The 17835-nt window shown below is 61.3% G+C and carries 12 protein-coding genes, 3 tRNA genes and 1 pseudogene; 9 read left to right on the top strand and 7 right to left on the bottom strand.

Translation table 11 applies throughout. The annotated features are described in order from the left end of the window. Nucleotides 1-18: 18 nt before the first annotated feature. Complete coding sequence (proB, locus tag DWX39_RS02100; protein WP_089572036.1) at nucleotides 19-1146, top strand: glutamate 5-kinase; 1128 nt, start codon at nucleotides 19-21, stop codon at nucleotides 1144-1146. Nucleotides 1147-1247: 101 nt separating this feature from the next. On the opposite strand, the gene DWX39_RS02095 is transcribed toward proB, so the two are convergent. Beyond that, entirely contained in the window at nucleotides 1248-2666 is a 1419-nt protein-coding gene (locus DWX39_RS02095) for an alpha/beta fold hydrolase (protein ID WP_117758340.1), read from the bottom strand. Nucleotides 2667-2778: 112 nt separating this feature from the next. On the opposite strand from DWX39_RS02095, the gene DWX39_RS02090 reads away from it, so the two are divergent. Further along, entirely contained in the window at nucleotides 2779-4065 is a 1287-nt protein-coding gene (locus DWX39_RS02090) for a glutamate-5-semialdehyde dehydrogenase (protein WP_117655690.1), read from the top strand. 71 nt (nucleotides 4066-4136) lie between these two features. Here the strand turns inward: DWX39_RS02090 and DWX39_RS02085 are convergent, their stop codons facing one another. Next, on the bottom strand, nucleotides 4137-4736 hold the full coding sequence (locus DWX39_RS02085) for an HD domain-containing protein (protein ID WP_117758339.1): 600 nt from the start codon (nucleotides 4734-4736) through the stop codon (nucleotides 4137-4139). 108 nt (nucleotides 4737-4844) lie between these two features. Next, nucleotides 4845-5330, bottom strand: coding sequence for a CarD family transcriptional regulator (locus DWX39_RS02080; RefSeq protein WP_022094807.1), 486 nt, complete (start codon nucleotides 5328-5330; stop codon nucleotides 4845-4847). A 342-nt stretch (nucleotides 5331-5672) separates the two neighbouring features. Between DWX39_RS02080 and argS the strand changes: the two genes are divergently transcribed. From argS to DWX39_RS02060, 4 genes are all read left to right on the top strand, one after another. Beyond that, nucleotides 5673-7526: an arginine--tRNA ligase gene (argS, locus tag DWX39_RS02075; RefSeq protein WP_117758338.1), complete on the top strand. Its 1854-nt coding sequence runs from the start codon at nucleotides 5673-5675 to the stop codon at nucleotides 7524-7526. Between the two features lie 528 nt (nucleotides 7527-8054). After that, nucleotides 8055-10628 (top strand): transcription termination factor Rho, encoded by a 2574-nt coding sequence (gene rho / locus DWX39_RS02070; protein WP_369832159.1) that lies wholly within the window; start codon nucleotides 8055-8057, stop codon nucleotides 10626-10628. Nucleotides 10629-10941: 313 nt separating this feature from the next. Next, complete coding sequence (locus tag DWX39_RS02065) at nucleotides 10942-12342, top strand: hypothetical protein (RefSeq protein WP_117758337.1); 1401 nt, start codon at nucleotides 10942-10944, stop codon at nucleotides 12340-12342. Between the two features lie 7 nt (nucleotides 12343-12349). Then, complete coding sequence (locus tag DWX39_RS02060; RefSeq protein ID WP_117758336.1) at nucleotides 12350-12799, top strand: VanZ family protein; 450 nt, start codon at nucleotides 12350-12352, stop codon at nucleotides 12797-12799. A gap of 114 nt (nucleotides 12800-12913) precedes the next feature. On the opposite strand, the pseudogene DWX39_RS02055 reads toward DWX39_RS02060, so the two are convergent. Together DWX39_RS02055 and DWX39_RS02050 are read right to left on the bottom strand one after the other, a co-directional pair. Then, nucleotides 12914-13804: pseudogene (locus DWX39_RS02055) on the bottom strand (ROK family protein). 141 nt (nucleotides 13805-13945) lie between these two features. Beyond that, entirely contained in the window at nucleotides 13946-15127 is a 1182-nt protein-coding gene (locus tag DWX39_RS02050) for a pyridoxal phosphate-dependent aminotransferase (protein WP_117758335.1), read from the bottom strand. Nucleotides 15128-15291: 164 nt separating this feature from the next. Here DWX39_RS02050 and DWX39_RS02045 point away from each other — a divergent pair. From DWX39_RS02045 to DWX39_RS02035, 3 genes are all read left to right on the top strand, one after another. Then, nucleotides 15292-15368: transfer RNA gene (locus tag DWX39_RS02045), tRNA-His, on the top strand. 22 nt (nucleotides 15369-15390) lie between these two features. Continuing rightward, nucleotides 15391-15466, top strand: a tRNA-Lys gene (locus DWX39_RS02040). A gap of 43 nt (nucleotides 15467-15509) precedes the next feature. After that, nucleotides 15510-15585: transfer RNA gene (locus DWX39_RS02035), tRNA-Lys, on the top strand. 106 nt (nucleotides 15586-15691) lie between these two features. On the opposite strand, the gene DWX39_RS02030 is transcribed toward DWX39_RS02035, so the two are convergent. Both DWX39_RS02030 and DWX39_RS02025 read right to left on the bottom strand, forming a co-directional pair. Then, entirely contained in the window at nucleotides 15692-16054 is a 363-nt protein-coding gene (locus DWX39_RS02030; RefSeq protein WP_117758334.1) for a BRO family protein, read from the bottom strand. A gap of 161 nt (nucleotides 16055-16215) precedes the next feature. Continuing rightward, nucleotides 16216-17742: an FAD-dependent oxidoreductase gene (locus tag DWX39_RS02025; RefSeq protein ID WP_117758333.1), complete on the bottom strand. Its 1527-nt coding sequence runs from the start codon at nucleotides 17740-17742 to the stop codon at nucleotides 16216-16218. Between the last annotated feature and the right edge of the window lie 93 nt (nucleotides 17743-17835).

The following is a 17835-nucleotide window of genomic DNA, read 5'->3' as shown; positions in this document are numbered from 1 at the left end:
AGTTGATTGGTTTGACGTATGACGACTTCTTATAAAACGATGGTGGTAAAGATCGGTTCGTCCACGGTGGTGGGCGCCGACGGCAAGGTCAACCGCGCCTTTATCGGCGGGCTTGCCGACCAGGCCGCAGCGCTGCGCGAGCTTGGCTGGCGCCTGATCGTGGTGAGCTCGGGCGCCATTGCCTGCGGCTATCCCGTGCTGGGCTTCGACCGTAAGCCGGTCGGCGACCTGCCGAGCCTGCAGGCCTGCGCCTCGGCCGGTCAGTGCATCATCTCGTCGGCCTACGACGAGGAGTTCCATGCGCGCGACCTGCTCACCTCGCTCGTGTTGCTCACGCGTCACGACACGGCGCGCCGCACGTCCTACCTGCACGCGCGCGACGCCCTGCTTCGCCTGGTGGAGCTCGGCGTGGTGCCGGTCGTCAACGAGAACGATACCGTCACCGTCGATGAGATCAAGTTTGGCGACAACGACACGCTGGCGGCGCTTGTGAGCTGCCTGGTTTCTGCCGATCTGTGCGTGACGCTCTCGGACATCGATGGCCTCTACACCGCCAATCCGCATGAGGATCCGACGGCCGAGTTTATCCCGGTCGTGCATAAGATCGATGCCAAGATTATCGCCTCGGCGGGCGATTCTTCCACATCGGTGGGTACGGGCGGCATGATCACCAAGATTCGCGCGAGCCGCATTCTCATGACGGCGGGCATTCAAAGCGTGATTTGCTCGGGCGAGGAGCCCGATGCGCTCGTGCGTCTGGCCCGCGGCGAGAGCGTGGGTACGCTGTTCGATCCGCCGGCGGAGCGCCTGGACATTGCGCCGCGCAAGTTGTGGATTGCACTGGGCGACAAGGCGCACGGCTCGGTGACGGTCGATGACGGCGCCGCGAAGGCGCTGGTCAGCCGCGGATCGTCGCTGCTCGCGGTGGGTATTCGCGAGGTCGATGGCCAGTTTGCCGAGGGCGATGTGCTCGACGTGTGCGACCCGAGCGGCATGGTTGTCGCCCGTGGTATCGCCGAGGCCGATTCGGACGTGCTGGAGCTTGCCGCCGGCCGCCGCCAGGACCAGATTGCCAGCAACCGCCTGCTCGCAGACCTGGCCGAGAAGCCCGCGATCCATAGGGACAACTTGATAGTGTTTGCATAAAGAGAGGCAGCGCTGCGGCTCGTTTTGCCAGCAGTGCTGCCTCTCCTTTTCCGGCACTTGGGGACGTTCCTTATGTGCCGGCACTTTGGGACACTCCTTTGCTAGAAGATCTGGCGCAGGTCTCCGCGGTTGAGGGCTTCGTCGAAGAGGTGCTTGAACACCACGCTGCCGTGCAAGCCGTCGTGCTCGAACTCGTTGGTCACCCAGGCATGCGAGTTGCCCACGCGGCTGAGCGTATCGAGCTGCATGCCCGAGTCCACGTACATGTCATCGAAGTACACCGCGGCCTGCAGGGGCACCTCGTTGCACGCCAGGCGCTGCGGGTCATAGATCTTGTCCCAGCTGGTGTCTTCCATAAGCAGATCCATCGCCGGCTTGAAGGGCTTAAGTTCGGGCATCTGCTCAAACATCCACGGGAACATGGCCTCGCCGGTAAACATGAGCGGTCGCGTGAGCGTGTCGAACTCGGCACGATGGGCCTTCTCTTCTGCCGCGGCCCAGCGAATGGGCATGGTGTCGCCGTCGGCGTAGATGAACTCCTGAAGCGTCCAGTACAGCGGATTCGTGCGCGTGTTGGTGCGCTCGAAGGCGCGCATCAAAAAGCTGTCAGATACCGAGGCGCCGCAGGCCAGCGTGCCGTCGCCGTCAACAAAAGCATGATCGATAATCCAATGCATGCGCTCAAAGCTCGGCTTCATGCCAAAGTCGCTGCCCATGAGCTGCAGGCGTTCGACCGTCATCGGCGAGCCGTCGGGTAGCACGGGCTTTTGCTCCTCGAGGGCATCTGCCAGGGCCGCCACGCGCTCGACGTCGGCGGGGTAGCGGTTGTAATACTGCTGCGTCTTGGCAGCCATGCGCGGGAAGGTGTGCGCGTAGACCTCGCTTGCGCTCGCCGGTACGTGGGGGATGCCGCCGCAGGTAAAGCTTGCCGCCACGCCCTCGGGGAAGAGCGACAGGTAGCTCAGCGTCAAAAAGCCGCCGTAGCTCTGCCCGAGCGTGACCCAGGGCCTGCCGCCAAAGCCCACCAGGCGCAGGTACTCAAAATCGCGCACGATGGAGCTGGCGAGGTGGCGCTTGAGGAAGTCCGCCTGCGAGCGGGCAGCATCGGAGCCGGCCGCCTCGGCGCGCTCGCCCAGTGCGGCAATCGTGCGCCCGTCTACACAGCTGCTGCGCCCGGTACCGCGCTGGTCGGGCAGCACGACGCGGAAATGCTTGACGGCCTCTTCGATCCAGCCATCGCTTGTGGGCGACAGCGGACGCGGGCTCTCGCCACCGGGGCCGCCCTGCAAAAAGAGAAGGAGCGGCAGGTCGTCGTTGATGCGGTCGGGTGCGCAAACCACGCGGTAGAAGAGCTTGATGCTCTCGGGCGCACCGGCGATGGGTGTCGGTATAGCGCCGCGGCGCATGGTGCTGCCGACGGCCAGGAGCATCGGCTCCAGGCCGCGCCAGTCGAGGGGGACGTCGATGCTGTGGTCCTCGACATACAGGCCGGGGACGTGGTACGAAGTGATGAGGGCCATGTGAGTCTTCCGTTCGTTGCGGTGTTTCGGGTTGACCAATTCTACCGCCGCGGGCGAGGCCATGCGCAAATCGGCTACCATGGTTGCAAACTTCTAGGAGAAAGGGCCGCCCATGTCGGTCGATATAGCCACGTATGTCCACGATCTTGCCGTTGCCGCCAAGGCAGCGTCGGCCTCGCTTGCCACGGCGAGCGATGAACAGCGCCAGGAGGCCGTGCGCGCCATGGCCGCGGCGCTGCGCGACGGCGTCGACTCCATCGTCGCCGCCAACGAGCTCGATATGTCCGCTGCGCGCGATGCGGGTACCTCGGCCGGACTGCTCGATCGTCTGCTGCTGACGCCCGAGCGCGTCGAGGGCATGGCCGCCGGCCTGGAAAAGCTCGCCGAGCTGCCCGATCCCGTGGGCCGCGTGCTCGACCACCGCGTGCTTGCAAGCGGCGTGGACCTGACCCGTGTGAGTGTGCCGCTGGGCCTGGTCGCCATGGTTTACGAGGCGCGTCCCAACGTGACGGCCGACGCCGCGGGCATCTGCATCCGTACCGGCAACGCCTGCATTCTGCGCGGCGGCTCGCTGGCCTATCACTCGTGTGCCATGATTTCTGAGCTGCTGGCCGATGCGCTCGAGGCCAAGGGCTTCCCGCGCGAGGCCGTGTCGATGATCGAGTCCACCGACCGCGAGGCCACTGGCGAGCTCATGAAGCTCCGCGGTGTTGTCGACGTACTCATTCCGCGCGGCGGTGCAGGCCTGATCCAGCGCTGCGTGCGCGAGTCGCTCGTTCCGGTGATCGAGACGGGCACGGGTAACTGCCACATCTACGTGCATGAATCCGCCGACTTCGATAAAGCGCTCAATATTATCGTCAACGCTAAGACGCAGCGCGTGGGCGTGTGCAATGCCGCCGAGTCGCTGCTGGTCGACCGTGCCGTGGCCGATGCGTTTTTGCCTGCGGTCGTGGCCGTGCTGCATGACCACGGCGTGCTCATTCACGGCGACGAGGCCACGTGCGCCGCATGCGCCGACACCGGGCTTGCCGAGGGCGATGACTACGTTGCCGCGACTGAGGAGGACTGGGGTCGCGAGTATCTGGCGCTCGAGATGAGCGTGAAGGTCGTGGCGAACGAGGACGAGGCCATCGCGCACATCAACCGCTACGGCACGATGCACTCCGAGGCCATCGTTGCAGAGGACACGGATGCTTGCGAGCGCTTCCTGGACGAGGTCGATGCCTCGGCCGTGTATGCCAACGCCAGCACGCGCTTTACCGACGGCGGCGAGTTTGGCCTGGGCGCCGAGATTGGCATCTCGACCCAAAAGCTCCACGCCCGCGGCCCCTTTGCCGCCGAGGCCCTCACCACCTACAAATACAAGCTCCGCGGCACCGGCCAGGTCCGCCCCTAAACCTGTTGCAAACGAAAAACCACCACAAAGGCGCCTGTCTCCTTTGTGGTGGTTTTAGGTGGCGTGGGCGGTTAGGCCTGGAAGGTATCGCGATCGGGCGCGAAGGATTGCATGGCCGCGATGGTACGGTCGAAGAGCTCGGGAAGCTCCCAGCCCAGCATCTCGGCGCCCTGCGAAATCACGTCGCGTGAGCAGCCGGCGGCAAAGCGCTTATCCTTGAACTTTTTCTTGAGCGACTTGGTCGTAAAGTCCATGACGCTTTTGCTCGGACGCATGATCACGGCAGCACCGATTAGACCGGTGAGTTCGTCGCAGGCAAACAGGATCTTCTCCATCTGCAGCTCGGGCTTGGGTAGCGAAGAGTTGAAGTCGGACGTATGCGTCTGAATTGCGCGGATGAGCTCGGGCGATGCGCCCTCGTCCTCGAGGATCTCGGCCGCATAGATGGTGTGGTTCATGGGGTCATCCTCATGCTCCTCCCAATCCAGGTCGTGCAGCAGGCCGACGATGCCCCAAAACTCCTCGTTCTCGGGGTCGAACTCGCGCGCAAAGTAGCGCATGGTGCCCTCGACCGTCTCGCCATGGGTGATGTGGAACGGGTCCTTGTTGTGCTCGTTGAGCAGTTCGAACGCGCGGTCGCGGGTGATTCCGGCGGTAAGCGGCTCTGCCATAAGAGACTCCTTGTGCTCGTGGGTATCGCTAAGAATGAATACTACTGGAACAAGAAAACCACCACAAAGGTGCCTGTCCCCTTTGTGGTGGTTTTTGGCGCGGATGGGTTAGTTGAGGGCGGCTTGGGCTAGGCGAGCTTCGGCGTCCTCCTCGGTGACGCCCAAGGCCACGGCGAACTCCTCGATGGAACGACGCTTGGCCTCCTTGAGTACGCGCATGTAGTAGGAGCTGGGCTTTTTATCAGCTTCCTCGGCCTGGCGAATGCGGTGCATCATGGTTTTTGCCACACGGACTGTCTCGGGTGCACCTAGCTTAAGCTGCTGCTTAAAGTGCGTTTCCTCAAGCGAGCTGTTGCGCTCGGTAAAGGTGTCGCATTCCAGCTCGTCGTAGTGGCTCAGCAGGTGCTCGGCATCCTGTTGAGAGATGGCGGCATGTAGACGGTCGGCCTGCGCCACGGGGTACATGAGAATCGTCTGCGCATGCCCCTGCTTGGTCTCGAGCAGCAGCATGGGCTGCGGCGTGTCGTCCCTAAAACCGACGACGGTGCAGACTCCCTGACCCGGATGAATGACGTGTTGACCGATTGAGAACATGCTACCTCCAACTTATACGAATTTGCGTATGTCTAGAATACCACGCTGACGTGCGGAAACCCTTACTTTATGCAGGAAAAGCACACAATTCTGATAGGTAAGAGTATTCGATAACAGACGCAGCTCATTCACACCTTTATGCATTTTCAACGCCTGCATAATCTGCAGGCAGACCGGCATCTTTGAGTGACTCCATGCAAGCTGTAGTCATTTTTGTGCATATGCAATATCTATTAGCTTTACCCTGCGACAGTGCCCGTCGCTTGTGATAGAGTGCTACAAACTCTGGCTTTTGCCCTACGAGTGACCAAGAGCTCGGGGGCTTTAACACAAGGAGGATCTATGCCCGAGAAGATTGAAGAGCTGGTACGCGCTGCGCTTGCTGCGGCCCAGGAGGCCGGCGACCTTTCCGCATTTGAACTTGACGATTGCGCTATCGAGCGACCGGCTGACACTTCTCATGGCGAGTGGACCTCTACCATGGCCCTGAAGTCCGCCAAGCTGGCCCACTGCGCCCCGCGCAAGATCGCCGAGGTCATCGTTGCCCATATGCCCGAGGACCCCGCGATCGAGAAGGTCGAGATCGCAGGCCCCGGCTTCATCAACTTCTACCTCTCCGTTGCCGTCAAGAATGCCATCTTTGGCAAGGCTCGCGAGAAGGGCATGGACTTCGCTAAGTCTAACGTCGGTGGTGGCCTGAAGACCCAGGTCGAGTTCGTTTCCGCCAACCCCGTCGGCCCCATGCACATCGGCCACGGCCGCTGGGCCGCGCTGGGCGATTCGCTCTGCCGCGTTATGGACCACGCCGGCTATGAGATCCAGCGTGAGTTCTACATCAATGACCACGGCTCTCAGATGAACACCTTCGGCAACTCCATCAGCACGCGCTATATGCAGCTTGCCGACATCATCGCCAAGCAGGGCGTTGATATCGACGAGGCTCACAAGCTGCTGATCGCCGATCGCGACGCCTTCGTTGCCGACGAGAACGACGAGCATCCCGAGACCCATCCGTATCAGGACAACTTTGCCGAGACCCTGGGCAAGGACTCCTACGGCGGCGACTACATCATCGATGAGGCTGCCGAGTTCTGGCGCACCGACGGTGACAAGTGGGTCGACGCCGATCCGCAGGAGCGCATGGAGAGCTTCCGTGAGCGCGGCTACGTGAAGATGGTCGACAACATGCGCGACCTCTGCCACGCCGTCAACTGCGACTTTGACCGTTGGTACTCCGAGCGCTCGCTGTATGTGAAGGACACCGAGGGCGAGACCGCCGGCACCTCCGCCGTCGACCGCGCTTTTGAGAAGCTCGACAAGATGGGCTACCTCTACACCAAGGACGGCGCCCTGTGGTTCCGCTCCACCGATCTGGGCGACGACAAGGACCGCGTCCTGATCAAGTCCGACGGCGAGTACACCTACTTCGCCTCCGACGTCGCCTATCACTGGGATAAGTTCCAGCGCGTCGATCACGTCATCGACATCTGGGGCGCCGACCACCACGGTTACATCGAGCGCGTCCGCTGCGTCTGCGACGCTCTGGGTTACCCCGGCAAGTTTGAGGTTCTGCTGGGTCAGCTCGTCAACCTGCTGCGTAACGGCAAGCCCGTCCGTATGTCCAAGCGCAAGGGCACCATGGTGACCCTGCAGGAGCTCGTCGACGAGGTCGGCTCCGATGCCGCTCGCTACACGCTCATCTCCAAGAGCTCCAACCAGATGGTCGACTTCGACATCGAGGCCGTTAAGAAGCGCGACAACTCCAACCCGGTCTATTACGTGCAGTATGCTCACGCCCGCGTGTGCTCCATCCTGCGCCGTGCCGCCGACGTTACCGCCGAGCAGGCCGACGAGATGGGCATGAAGGCCGTTGCCGCCAAGGCCATCGGTGAGAACGTCGATTACTCGCTGCTGACCGACCCGACCGAGCTCGCCCTTTCGCGCAAGCTCAACGAGCTCACCGACCTGATCGCCAGCTGTGCTCGCGATCGCGCTCCGTTCCGTCTGACCCACTTTGCCGAGGAGCTCGCCGGCGACTTCCACAGCTTCTACGCTGCCTGCCAGGTTCTGCCGAGCGAGGGCCGTCCCGTCGACCCCGAGCTTTCGCGCGCCCGTCTGGCAGCTTGCGACGCTGTCCGCGTGACGCTCGCCCTGGTGCTTACCCTCGTTGGCGTTTCCGCGCCCGAGCAGATGTAATCTGCGGGTCATTTGACCGTGTAGGTTTGGTTTAACTGAGCCCTATAAGCCCGATCTCCTACGGAGGTCGGGCTTTTTTCGCAAACGCCGACGTATTGATGAATTTGGAGCTGCTAGAAATACGAAACTATGCCGGTTTACTACGATGAATTGAGGAATTCTAACCACGCCGGCTTTTTGCTAAAAAGTGCAAGGCATCTACCTGCGGTTTTAGTTCAACAAGTTTCGGAGTGGTCGCGGTTGAGCGATTCATCGTAGTAAACCGCCATAGTTTTGGCGGAGGCAGTCAGATTTGTGGGTGGCAAACAAAGAGTGTCCCTTTTGACTAGTCGTTTAAGAACGTCCCCAATGACTAAGTTGCAGGTGGCGGCGGTTGTGTTACACTAACGCTGCGTAGTTGACGCAATCATCTCGATACAGATCAATGATGTCCGTCGTTTTGAACGGAACTAGACTGTTTAGCCGCCCTGAAGGTTTATGCAGGGAGCATGTGATCACAGGGCTTGAAAAGAAAGTTGAGCAAACACTGTGTCTGATCAACAGCAAGAAAACGAAATAACGACGACGCAGGCCGCTCCCGCTGCACCGCTTGCGTCGGACCAGGTCGCGGCGCCCGCGCAAGCCTCGGCTCCTGAGACGCCTAAGGCTGCTTCGACGCCTATGCCTGTAGCGGCTGAGAAGGCCGTGCCTGCAACTGGTGAGGAGGCTGCTCCGGCAAAGCCCAAGCGCACGCGCCGCACGGCCAAGCCTGCCGCTGACGGCGAGGAGGTCACCAAGCCAAAGCGCCGTACCACGCGCACGACGCGCGCCAAGCTCACCGTTGCAGCTGACTCCTCGGCGCCGATTTCCGATGAGGTCGCGCAGGCACGTGCGTTGGCGCAGATTAGCGAGGCTCAGGTGGTGCGCGCCCGCCGTCGTGCTGCCGAGCGCGAGGCCGCGGCTCTGACCGAGCTTGCAGCTCCGTCTGTGCTCGAGACGCCTGCCGCCACCGAGACTCCTGTCGCCGACCAGCCGACCGAGAAGCCGGTACCGCGCACACGCCGTCGCACGGCTGCTAAGGCCGAGCAGGTTGCTGAACAGGTAACCCCCGAGCTCACTGAGGCTTCGGTCCGTTCCGCGGCAGGGGAGGGCACATCGCCTGTTGAGCCCGCTGCGCCTGTCGAGGCCAGCGAAGTTCCCGTTGTCGATCCGGCTTTGCGCCCGCACCGTCGCGGTCGCAAGCCCAAGGCCTTTGTCGAGGCCGAGAAGGCCGCAGCCGCAGCCGCCGCCGCTCGGGATGCTGCGGCGACCGCCAAGTCCTCAACTGCTGCCGATGAACCCGTCCAGGATGCTACGACTTCCGAGGCCGTTTCTGCCGATGCCGAGCCCGCCGACGTCCGTCCCGGTCGCAGGCGTCGCACTGCTGCTAAGCGCACGTCCAAGGCTAAGGCTGCCAAGAAGGGCGCGTCCGAGGATTCCACCGAGACGACCGCCGATGTATCGACTGATGCCGCCGAGCCCCAGGACGTCGAACAGCCTGCATCCGAGAAGCCCAAGCGCGGTCGCAAGAAGTCCGTTAAGGCCAAGGCCGCCGAGCAGCATGCTGATGTCGAAGCGCAGGTTGATTCTGGCGCCGAGGCCAATGACGCCGCTGCGGCCAATGTTGACACCACCGCAACCGATGGTGCCGCCCCCGCCGAGAGCGAAGACGGCGCTCGCCCCAACCGTCGCCAGCACAAGCGCAACGAGGAGCGCAACGAGCGCAAGGACGAGCGCAACAACGACCGTCGCAACCGCCAGCGCGATCGCAAGCAACGCAACAAGGAGCGTAATGCCGCTCCCACCGAGCCTACGCTTTCGCGCGAGGAGCTCGCTGCCATGAAGGTTGCCGAACTTCGCGAGAAGGCCAAGGAGTTCGAGATCGAGACGACCGGCAAGAAGAAGGCCGAGCTCGTCGAGGAAATCTACGTCACCGCTGCGAAGGCCGAGGGCTTCCGCGACATCAAGGGCATTCTGCAGATTCGCCCGGACAGCTCCGGCATCATCCACGCCCATGGCTACATGAAGTCCAACGACGACGCCTTCGTGCCCGCCTACCTCATCCGCTCCGCGCGCCTGCGCACGGGCGACGTCATCGAGGGCTCGCTGCGTCCTTCGCGCGGCGGCGACAAGCGCGCCGGCCTCGCCAAAATCACGACCGTCAACGGTCTGGACCCCGAGCAGATTCGCAACCGTCCCAAGTTCGGCGACCTCACCCCGGTCTATCCCAACGAGCCGCTGCGCATGGAGCACGGCAAGGACTCTATTACCGGTCGCGCCATCGACATCGTGTCACCGATCGGCAAGGGCCAGCGCGGCCTGATCGTGTCCCCGCCCAAGGCCGGCAAGACCACGATCCTCAAGAAGATCTGCCAGTCTATCTCGATTAACAACCCCGAGGTGCACCTCATCTGCCTGCTCGTCGACGAGCGCCCCGAAGAGGTCACCGATATGCAGCGTTCCATCAGGGGTGAGGTTGTGGCGTCGACCTTCGATATGCCTGCCGACAACCACACCCGCGTGGCAGAGCTCGTCATCGAGCGCGCCAAGCGCATCGTAGAGCTGGGTGGCGACGTCGTGGTGGTGCTCGACTCCATCACGCGCCTCGCCCGCGCCTACAACTTGGCGGCGCCTGCCTCGGGCCGCATCCTTTCGGGCGGCGTCGATTCGGCGGCACTGTATCCGCCCAAGCGCTTCCTGGGTGCAGCCCGCAATATCGAGAACGGCGGCTCGCTCACCATCCTGGCCTCTGCCCTCATCGACACCGGTTCCAAGATGGACGAGGTCATTTTCGAGGAGTTCAAGGGCACCGGCAACATGGAGCTTAAGCTCGACCGCGACCTGGCCGACCGCCGCATCTTCCCGGCTATCGACCCCGTTGCCTCCGGTACGCGTAACGAGGACCTCTTGGTCGACGAGCAGATGCGTCCGTTTGTCTTTGGTCTGCGTCGCATTCTTGCCGGCATGAACAATACCGAGCGTGCGGCGGCGTCGTTTATCAAGGGTCTGAAGGGCACCAACACCAACCAGGAGTTCCTGGTGCGTTCGGCCAAAAAACACAGCGACTACGAGCAGACGTTCTAGGTTGTCATCCACGCGCTGCGATAGTCATCAATGCGATAAAGGGTCGGGGCTTTGAGCCTCGGCCCCTTTCCATTGCGCCGCTCCGCGCTTATTTTTGACCGTAAGACCGACGAGCAGCAGGTTTCCCGTTTCAATCCGACATCGTCGCTTGCAATCGGCAGGGTGGTTTCGCATAATAGCTTTTAAGCTTCGCGACGGAAAACGCAGATGAAACGAACCATATACCGTTGCTTTGGGGCATAGCCCCGCTTCATCTTCTCTCGCGCAGCCAACTGAATGATGCGATTTGGGTGCTGGAAGATGGGGAGAGCTCATGGCTTCTTCTGATGCAACACAACGAGCAGTCCTTGCCGGACTTTCGTGCGGGATCGGCCTTGCCGCTCCCGTGGTTATGTATGCCGCGACGCTGCCGTTTTCGTCGGTGAACGAGACGGTCGTGGCGGGTGCGGTTCCCTTCGCCGTGGGCGCGGTGGCGGGCGTGGGTATCTATGCCGCCTCGCTGGGTATCTCCGAGTATCGTGCGCAGCGTGAAGAGCGTCTGTTCCAGCCCGATGCCATGGGCGGTGCCGCCAATCTCAATCAGCATCAAAGCGAGTTCAAGACCGCCTCGATTCCAGCTCAGCAGCAGGATGCGACTCCATACGCTGCGGCTTCTGCTTTTCAGGCTCAGTCGGAGCAGTCTACCTCGGCATTCCTTTCCGGCCTGACTGGTGCGTTCCAACGCCGTCATGCCGACGATGGTGTCCCTACCATCGCTCGAGCCGCAGATGCTATGGACGAGGCCGAGGCTTGGTCCATGATCGACAGCATGCTCGACGACGATTCGCCGGTTAGCTGCGACCCTGCGCGCTCGCGCGACGTCTATCAAGTCGCCATCGACGAGCTCACCAACGGCGGGCAGACCGGCTCCTTCAATCGCGATGACATCGCCGCTGCGGCACGCGCCGTGTCGGGCTCCCAGGCCGCCCCTGCGGGCAGCACGGCGGCTTTCGTGGCACTCGTTGCCAACGCGGCAGCCAATAACGCCTGCAGCGCTACCTCGGCGGACGCGAACGCTTCTGCCGACAATTCGTACGTTGATGAAGCCATGGCCGCGGACGAGGAGGCCGTTGCCGCCCGCCGCGCCGCCGAAAGCTCGCTTTGGGGCGCTCCTGCCCGGCAGCAGGCGGCCGAGGCTGCGCCGTACAACGCAAACCTCGCCAGCATGCCTATCATCTCCGGTGTCGCGGACATCGATCTCGATGACCTCGATGAGCCTGCAGCCATCACCGCATCGATTGATGCCCAAGATCGCATCGACACCGGCGACCTTCCGGACGCCTCGCTCGAGGTTGATGTCCCCATGGCCGATTACTCGGGCCACGAGGGTATGTGGGCCGCCGCCACCGCGATTCTGGATGAGATTGACGAGCCTGCTCCTGTTTCAGCCCCCGCTCCCGTCGCTGCCCCTCAGCCTGCTGCCCCCGCCTATGTCGGCCGTCACAGCGCTGTGTTCCCCGAGGATACTGCCCGTATCTCGCGTGAGAGCATCGAGCGGGCCGAGGCTATTGCCGCCGGCATTATGGAAAATCGTCGTCACGAGCGCGTCAATCAGATCCTCGAGGAAGAGATCGAGCGTCTTCAGTCCTCTACCGCCAAGCGTACGGGCCGTGCTTATCTGAGCGTTATCGAGGGCGGTACCGCCAGCTTCGCGCCGCTCCGCGCGGAGGCATAACTTCTGCATGGTTAAGATCAATCGAAAATGGGCGGTCGTAACCTGCCTGATGGCGCTCTTGATCTGGGGCAATTCGCTGGTTCCCGGCTCGGGGTCGGGCTCACTGAGCCTAACGGTCATGGAAGCTATCCGCGGTTTCCTGCACGGCGTGGGACTTCCATATGAATGGGTGACCAACTTTGTTGTTCGCAAGTGCGCGCATTTTTCCGAGTATATGGTGCTCGGCATCCTGGCAACGCACGCCTTTGATTTTGAGGGCCGGCGCACCTTTGACGTGCTGCTGCCCACGGCGGTGTTCCTGCTGCTGATTCCTTCGATTGACGAGACGATTCAGCTCTTTGTGCCGGGACGCGCCGGCATGATCACCGATGTGATGATCGACTGCTGTGGAGCGGCAACGGGCGTTGTGCTCCGATATCTCTTACGGTCGCTGATGTGCGCCAAAAAGGCCGCCTAGGACGTATTGTTTGGTCCTAGGCGGCCTTTTTTATTTGAGGGCTTATATGAGGCGTGGTGGCGTCGTTTCGTAGGTCGGATTTGCCGGGCGCGCCACGCCCTGTGGGTTCATCTGCTACTGAAGCGCCTGTGCGCCCAGGGCCAGGCAGCCCATAACGCCCTGCTTGCCCTCGAGGCTGTTGTTGACGATGTAGTTATTGATGTCGTTGACCTCGGTCGTGACGATATAGCCGTTGAGCATCTCGGCACACTTTTTGCGTGCGAGCGGCACGATGGGAGTGTGGTCGGCCACGCCGCCGCCGATGATGATCTTTTGCGGCGCGTAGCACAGCGTGTAGGTCATGAGTGCCTGTGCCAGATAGCCGGCGAGCAGGTCCATGGCTTCCGGGTCATCAGCCATGTCTCCGGCGCTCTTGCCATCCCAGCGCTTTCTAACGCCGGGGCCGGCGATGAGGCCTTCGAGGCAGTTGTCATGGAAGGGGCAGGCGCTGTGCTCGCCAATGGTGTCGCGCGGGTCGCGCGTGACCAGGATGTGGCCAGCCTCGGGATGCATCATGCCGTGCACGAGCTTACCGCCCGAGAGCACGCCAGCGCCCACGCCGGTACCGATGGTCAGATACACCACGTCAGTGAGGCCCTGGGCGCAACCAAAGGTGACCTCGCCCAGGCAGGCGACGTTGACGTCGGTGTCGTAGCCGCAGGGAATATTGAGCTCGTTTTGGATGGTGCCCAGCAGGTCGAAGTAGCGCCATGCCGTTTTGGGCGTCTCCAGGATCTTGCCGTATTGGGGCGAGGCAGGGTTGACTGCGGTGGGGCCAAAGGCGCCGATGCCCAGCGCGGCGATGCCCTTGTCGGCAAGTCATGCGTTGACGGCCTCGACGGTCTCCTGCGGAGTCGTGGTCGCGATCTGCTCACGCTCCAGGACCGTGCCGTCCGCATAGCCCGTGGCGCAGACCATCTTGGTGCCGCCGGCCTCGAGCGCTCCGATAAGCTGCTGCTCTGCCATAGTATTCCTCTCTCCGGGATGAGTTGCTCCGTGACTAAAATATAGCGCTCTAAACCATTTAAGAAAGCGCTATAAAAAGAAGCCTCGCAACGCGGCGGGCGATGCGGGGCTTCTTTGGTTACTTTAGTTGCCGGGCCGTCCTTACCCGCGCGGGTTGATTTTATCACGTAGCGACTTGAGGTTCTCAAGCGCAGCGTTGAGCGTCTCGTCTCGCTTGGCAAAGTGGAAACGAATCAGATGGTTGACGGGCTCGCGGAAGAAGCTCGAGCCCGGAACGGCGCCCACGCCCACCTTGGAGGCCAAATCCTCGCAGAAGTCGAGGTCGCTGTCATAGCCAAACTCCGAGATATCCATCATCACGTAGTAGGCGCCCTGCGGCACGTTGTGCGTAAGGCCGATGCTGTCGAGTCCCTGACAGAACAGGTCGCGCTTGGCGGTGTAGAGGTCGAGGACCTCCTGGTAATAGCTGTCGTCGAAGTTGAGGGCGGTGACGACGGCTTCTTGCAGGGGAGCGGCGGCGCCTACGGTGAGGAAGTCGTGGACCTTTTTGATGCGCTCGGTGATTTCGGCGGGAGCGATGGTGTAGCCTAGGCGCCAGCCGGTGATGGAGTAGGTCTTGGACAGCGAGCTGCAGCTGATGGTTCGATCGAACATGCCGGGCAGCGTGGCCATATAGACGTGCTCGTGGGGCGCGTAGACGATGTGCTCGTATACCTCGTCGGTAATGCAGTAGGCGTCGTACTGTTTGCAGAGGTCGGCGATAAAGGTGAGCTCCTCGCGCGTAAAGACCTTGCCGCAGGGGTTGGAAGGGTTGCACAGGACGATGGCCTTGGGATCGTTGTCGCGGAAGGCCGCCTCGAGTGTCTCGCGGTCAAAGTCGAACGCAGGTGGGTTAAGCGGCACGTAGATGGGCTCGGCACCCGAGAGGATCGTGTCGGCGCCGTAGTTCTCGTAGAATGGCGAGAAGATGACGACCTTGTCGCCGGGGTTTGTGACCGTCATCATGGCGGCCATCATGGCCTCGGTGGAGCCGCAAGTGACTACGATATTCTCGTTGGGGTTCACCGGCATGCCCATAAAATGCTCCTGCTTGGCGGCAAGCGCCTCACGCATGGCTTGGGAGCCCCAGGTGATGGAGTACTGGTGATAGAGCGGCTTGGGATCGGTGGCGATGGTGCTGAGGCTATCGAGCAGCTGCGCCGGGGGATCAAAGTCGGGGAAGCCCTGCGACAGGTTGACGGCACCATACTTGTTGGAGATGCGCGTCATGCGGCGGATGACCGAATCGGTAAACGCCGCCGTGCGGTTGGAGAGTTCTTTCATGCCTATCCTTTCGAGCATTGGGTGGAGCAAGTTTACTCCTATGGAACCGGTGGGATTTGCTCGAAACGGCCTCGAAAAACTCTTTTCAAAATTCTTGAAAATTGGGGCTTGCATCGCGTGGCGTTCCTTGCAATAATAGTCGAGCGCGAAGCGCACAGGACACGGTGGGTGTAGCTCAGTTGGCTAGAGCGACGGGTTGTGGTCCCGTAGGTCGAGGGTTCGAGTCCCTTTACCCACCCCAGTTCTTGCTTCGTGTTGATATCGGGTCGTTAGCTCAGTTGGTAGAGCAGGGGACTCTTAATCCCAAGGTCCAGGGTTCGACCCCCTGACGGCCCACCACACGATATCTCCTCTAAAGTCCGCCAACACGGACTTTAGCTTTGGGTCGTTAGCTCAGTTGGTAGAGCAGGGGACTCTTAATCCCAAGGTCCAGGGTTCGACCCCCTGACGGCCCACCAAAGTATGTTAAAGCGACTGGCTTCGGCTGGTCGCTTTTTTTGACCTTGCATGGGGTCGAACCCGAAAGGGCACAGCCACTTTCACAGATCGAGTCTACCCTGGGGATCAGTAAAACCGGCGCGTCTGCACGGCGAAGTACGCCTGTGCGAGCGCGATTTCTTGCTTGTTTGAATCTCCGTTCTGGGCGATTAAATAGCATGCATAGCGCGTAAGTTTGTAGTCTTTAACCGCGCGAGCGGCGACACCGGCAGTTACCATTTTCGTGGTGTCACGAAAATGGGAATCAACTGGAGTTTTGTTTGTTTCGCACGAGACTTTTGCCCTCTTAACAACTTCGGCAAAGTTCTCCCATCGAGTGTACCCCATGGGTTCCATTAAATCGCGTGCGAGCCAATACTCAACGCCGTCTGCCACATTGGCGTAGCTATCAAGTTTGACACGCCACTTCTCGATATCTCTACTGTCCATATCTCCTCCTCGCTGGCCTATTGTCTATGCGGGCTTTGCCCGCTCTGTATTCAGAATTAGGATACGCTGCCGTGCGGACACGAATGGGCCCCGTGCCACTTCGAGTTCACGGGGCCCATAGATATCGATTAGTTGTGTTTTGCTTTAGATAGGTGTCCAGTTTAATTCGCTCGATAGTGCGATCCGAGACTTTCGGTTCGCTTGCGCATGGCTTTGACCATTTCCTGTGCTAGTTGAATCTGCGATTGCAGGCGGGCGAGGGCTGCGATTTCGCTGTCATTGGCGTGTGGCTTGCTCAGCGCCGTTGCGTCGTCTTGCAGGCTTTCAAGCTGTTGCAGGGCCTTGGATAGACCCGCTTCGGTCCTGTTGATCATGCAGTAGGTACTCATTGTGCGTTTGAGGCAGCGGGTCAGGCGCTCGGCGTCTGCTGTAGCTATGCCATGCTGGGGGAGGGCGATATCCATCGGTGCGGCCGCCTCAGGAGCGTCCAGCGCTGCTTGGGCTGCCGATGCGCCCGCAATGCGCCCGAACACGATGCCATTGGCACTCGACAAGCCGCCGATGCGGTCGGCGCCGTGCATGCCGCCTGTTGCCTCACCGCAGGCGTAGAGGCCCTCAACGCCTGCGTACGCGGTCTTGTCGATTTTGATACCGCCGTTGGCGGCGTGGGCATACATCGCCACGCGCATCTCGTCGGTCGGCGCGATGCCGTGCTCGTCTTGCAGCCAGGTGGCAAAGGTCTGCACAAACTCGGGGATGTCCTCGCGGGGGAAGTCGTAGTGGAGCGCCAGGCCCTCTGCACCTGCCTGATCTATGACGAGGTCGATGGCGCGGGAGGCCAAGCGCGAGGTGAAAGGACCATATCCAGAGCGCTGCTCAAGCAGATCGTTTAGCTTGCCGTCGGCAATATCGACCGGCTGGTCTACATGTACGTAGCGCCAGGTTTTCTCGTTGAAGACCAGGTTGCGCTTGGGCTCGATGAAGCCGGGCATCATCTGCATGAATTCTATATTAGTAAGCGATGCGCCGTGCGCCAGTGCGATGGCCTGCGAGGAGCTGAGCACATCAGCCGACGTAAGGCTGCGCTCGAACAGGCCGCCTGTGCCACCGGCTGCGATGATCGTGGCCTTGGCAGCAAAGGGCACGATTCGATTTTCGGTAAGGTCGTAGAGCACGGTTCCGGTGATTCTGCCGTTCGTGTTCTCAACAAGATCGATAAGCTCATGGCGGGGGAGCAGGCGAATGCCGAGCGACTCGATCTGGGCCATACATGCGTCCTCAAGGGGCTTGCGGGTGAGGCCGCGCCACATGCGCGTCTTGTGGTCAAAGCAGGGAATAAACTGCTTTTGCTGAGCGCTCTCAGCGCTTTGCGGACGCTGGAGCTCAACGCCCAGGTCTTGCTCGAGCCATTCAATTGCCTGGGGAATGCCGTGCACAAACGTCTGGACAAGCTCGGGGTCGGCGACGCCGCCACCAACGGTCTGAATGGTGTCGATGAAGTCTTGTTCGTCGTCTTCGTTAACGGGTCCGATAAGCCCCAGGCCCCAGGTTCCGGGGAAGAAGCTCGATCCACTCATGGTCTTGCCGGCGCTTGCCACAGTGACGGCTGCACCCGTGCGTGCCGCTTCGATGGCGGCGCAAAGGCCCGCAATGCCAGATCCAATTACCAGTACATCAGTCGATTCCATCGGATTCCTTTCTCGTCCGGCGCATTGTCGCACGGGTGATCGGCAAAGGTATCGCAAAGACTCGGCAAATCGGTAAAGGGCAAATATGACAGG

The sequence above is a fragment of the Collinsella sp. AF19-1LB genome (assembly GCF_003459655.1).
Lineage (GTDB): Bacteria > Actinomycetota > Coriobacteriia > Coriobacteriales > Coriobacteriaceae > Collinsella.
The sequence above is the reverse complement of the archived record's forward strand: the minus strand, read 5'-3'. Positions and strand labels throughout refer to the sequence as shown.

What these genes read in the sequence shown, in the direction of transcription:
- DWX39_RS02025 (WP_117758333.1), bottom strand. Translation starts at nt 17,742, where the DNA reads ATGGAATCGACTGATGTACTGGTAATTGGATCTGGCATTGCGGGCCTT.
- DWX39_RS02085 (WP_117758339.1), bottom strand. Translation starts at nt 4,736, where the DNA reads ATGGCAGAGCCGCTTACCGCCGGAATCACCCGCGACCGCGCGTTCGAA.
- DWX39_RS02065 (WP_117758337.1), top strand. Translation starts at nt 10,942, where the DNA reads ATGGCTTCTTCTGATGCAACACAACGAGCAGTCCTTGCCGGACTTTCG.
- DWX39_RS02050 (WP_117758335.1), bottom strand. Translation starts at nt 15,127, where the DNA reads ATGAAAGAACTCTCCAACCGCACGGCGGCGTTTACCGATTCGGTCATC.
- argS (WP_117758338.1), top strand. Translation starts at nt 5,673, where the DNA reads ATGCCCGAGAAGATTGAAGAGCTGGTACGCGCTGCGCTTGCTGCGGCC.
- DWX39_RS02030 (WP_117758334.1), bottom strand. Translation starts at nt 16,054, where the DNA reads ATGGACAGTAGAGATATCGAGAAGTGGCGTGTCAAACTTGATAGCTAC.
- proB (WP_089572036.1), top strand. Translation starts at nt 19, where the DNA reads ATGACGACTTCTTATAAAACGATGGTGGTAAAGATCGGTTCGTCCACG.
- DWX39_RS02080 (WP_022094807.1), bottom strand. Translation starts at nt 5,330, where the DNA reads ATGTTCTCAATCGGTCAACACGTCATTCATCCGGGTCAGGGAGTCTGC.
- DWX39_RS02095 (WP_117758340.1), bottom strand. Translation starts at nt 2,666, where the DNA reads ATGGCCCTCATCACTTCGTACCACGTCCCCGGCCTGTATGTCGAGGAC.
- DWX39_RS02060 (WP_117758336.1), top strand. Translation starts at nt 12,350, where the DNA reads ATGGTTAAGATCAATCGAAAATGGGCGGTCGTAACCTGCCTGATGGCG.
- DWX39_RS02090 (WP_117655690.1), top strand. Translation starts at nt 2,779, where the DNA reads ATGTCGGTCGATATAGCCACGTATGTCCACGATCTTGCCGTTGCCGCC.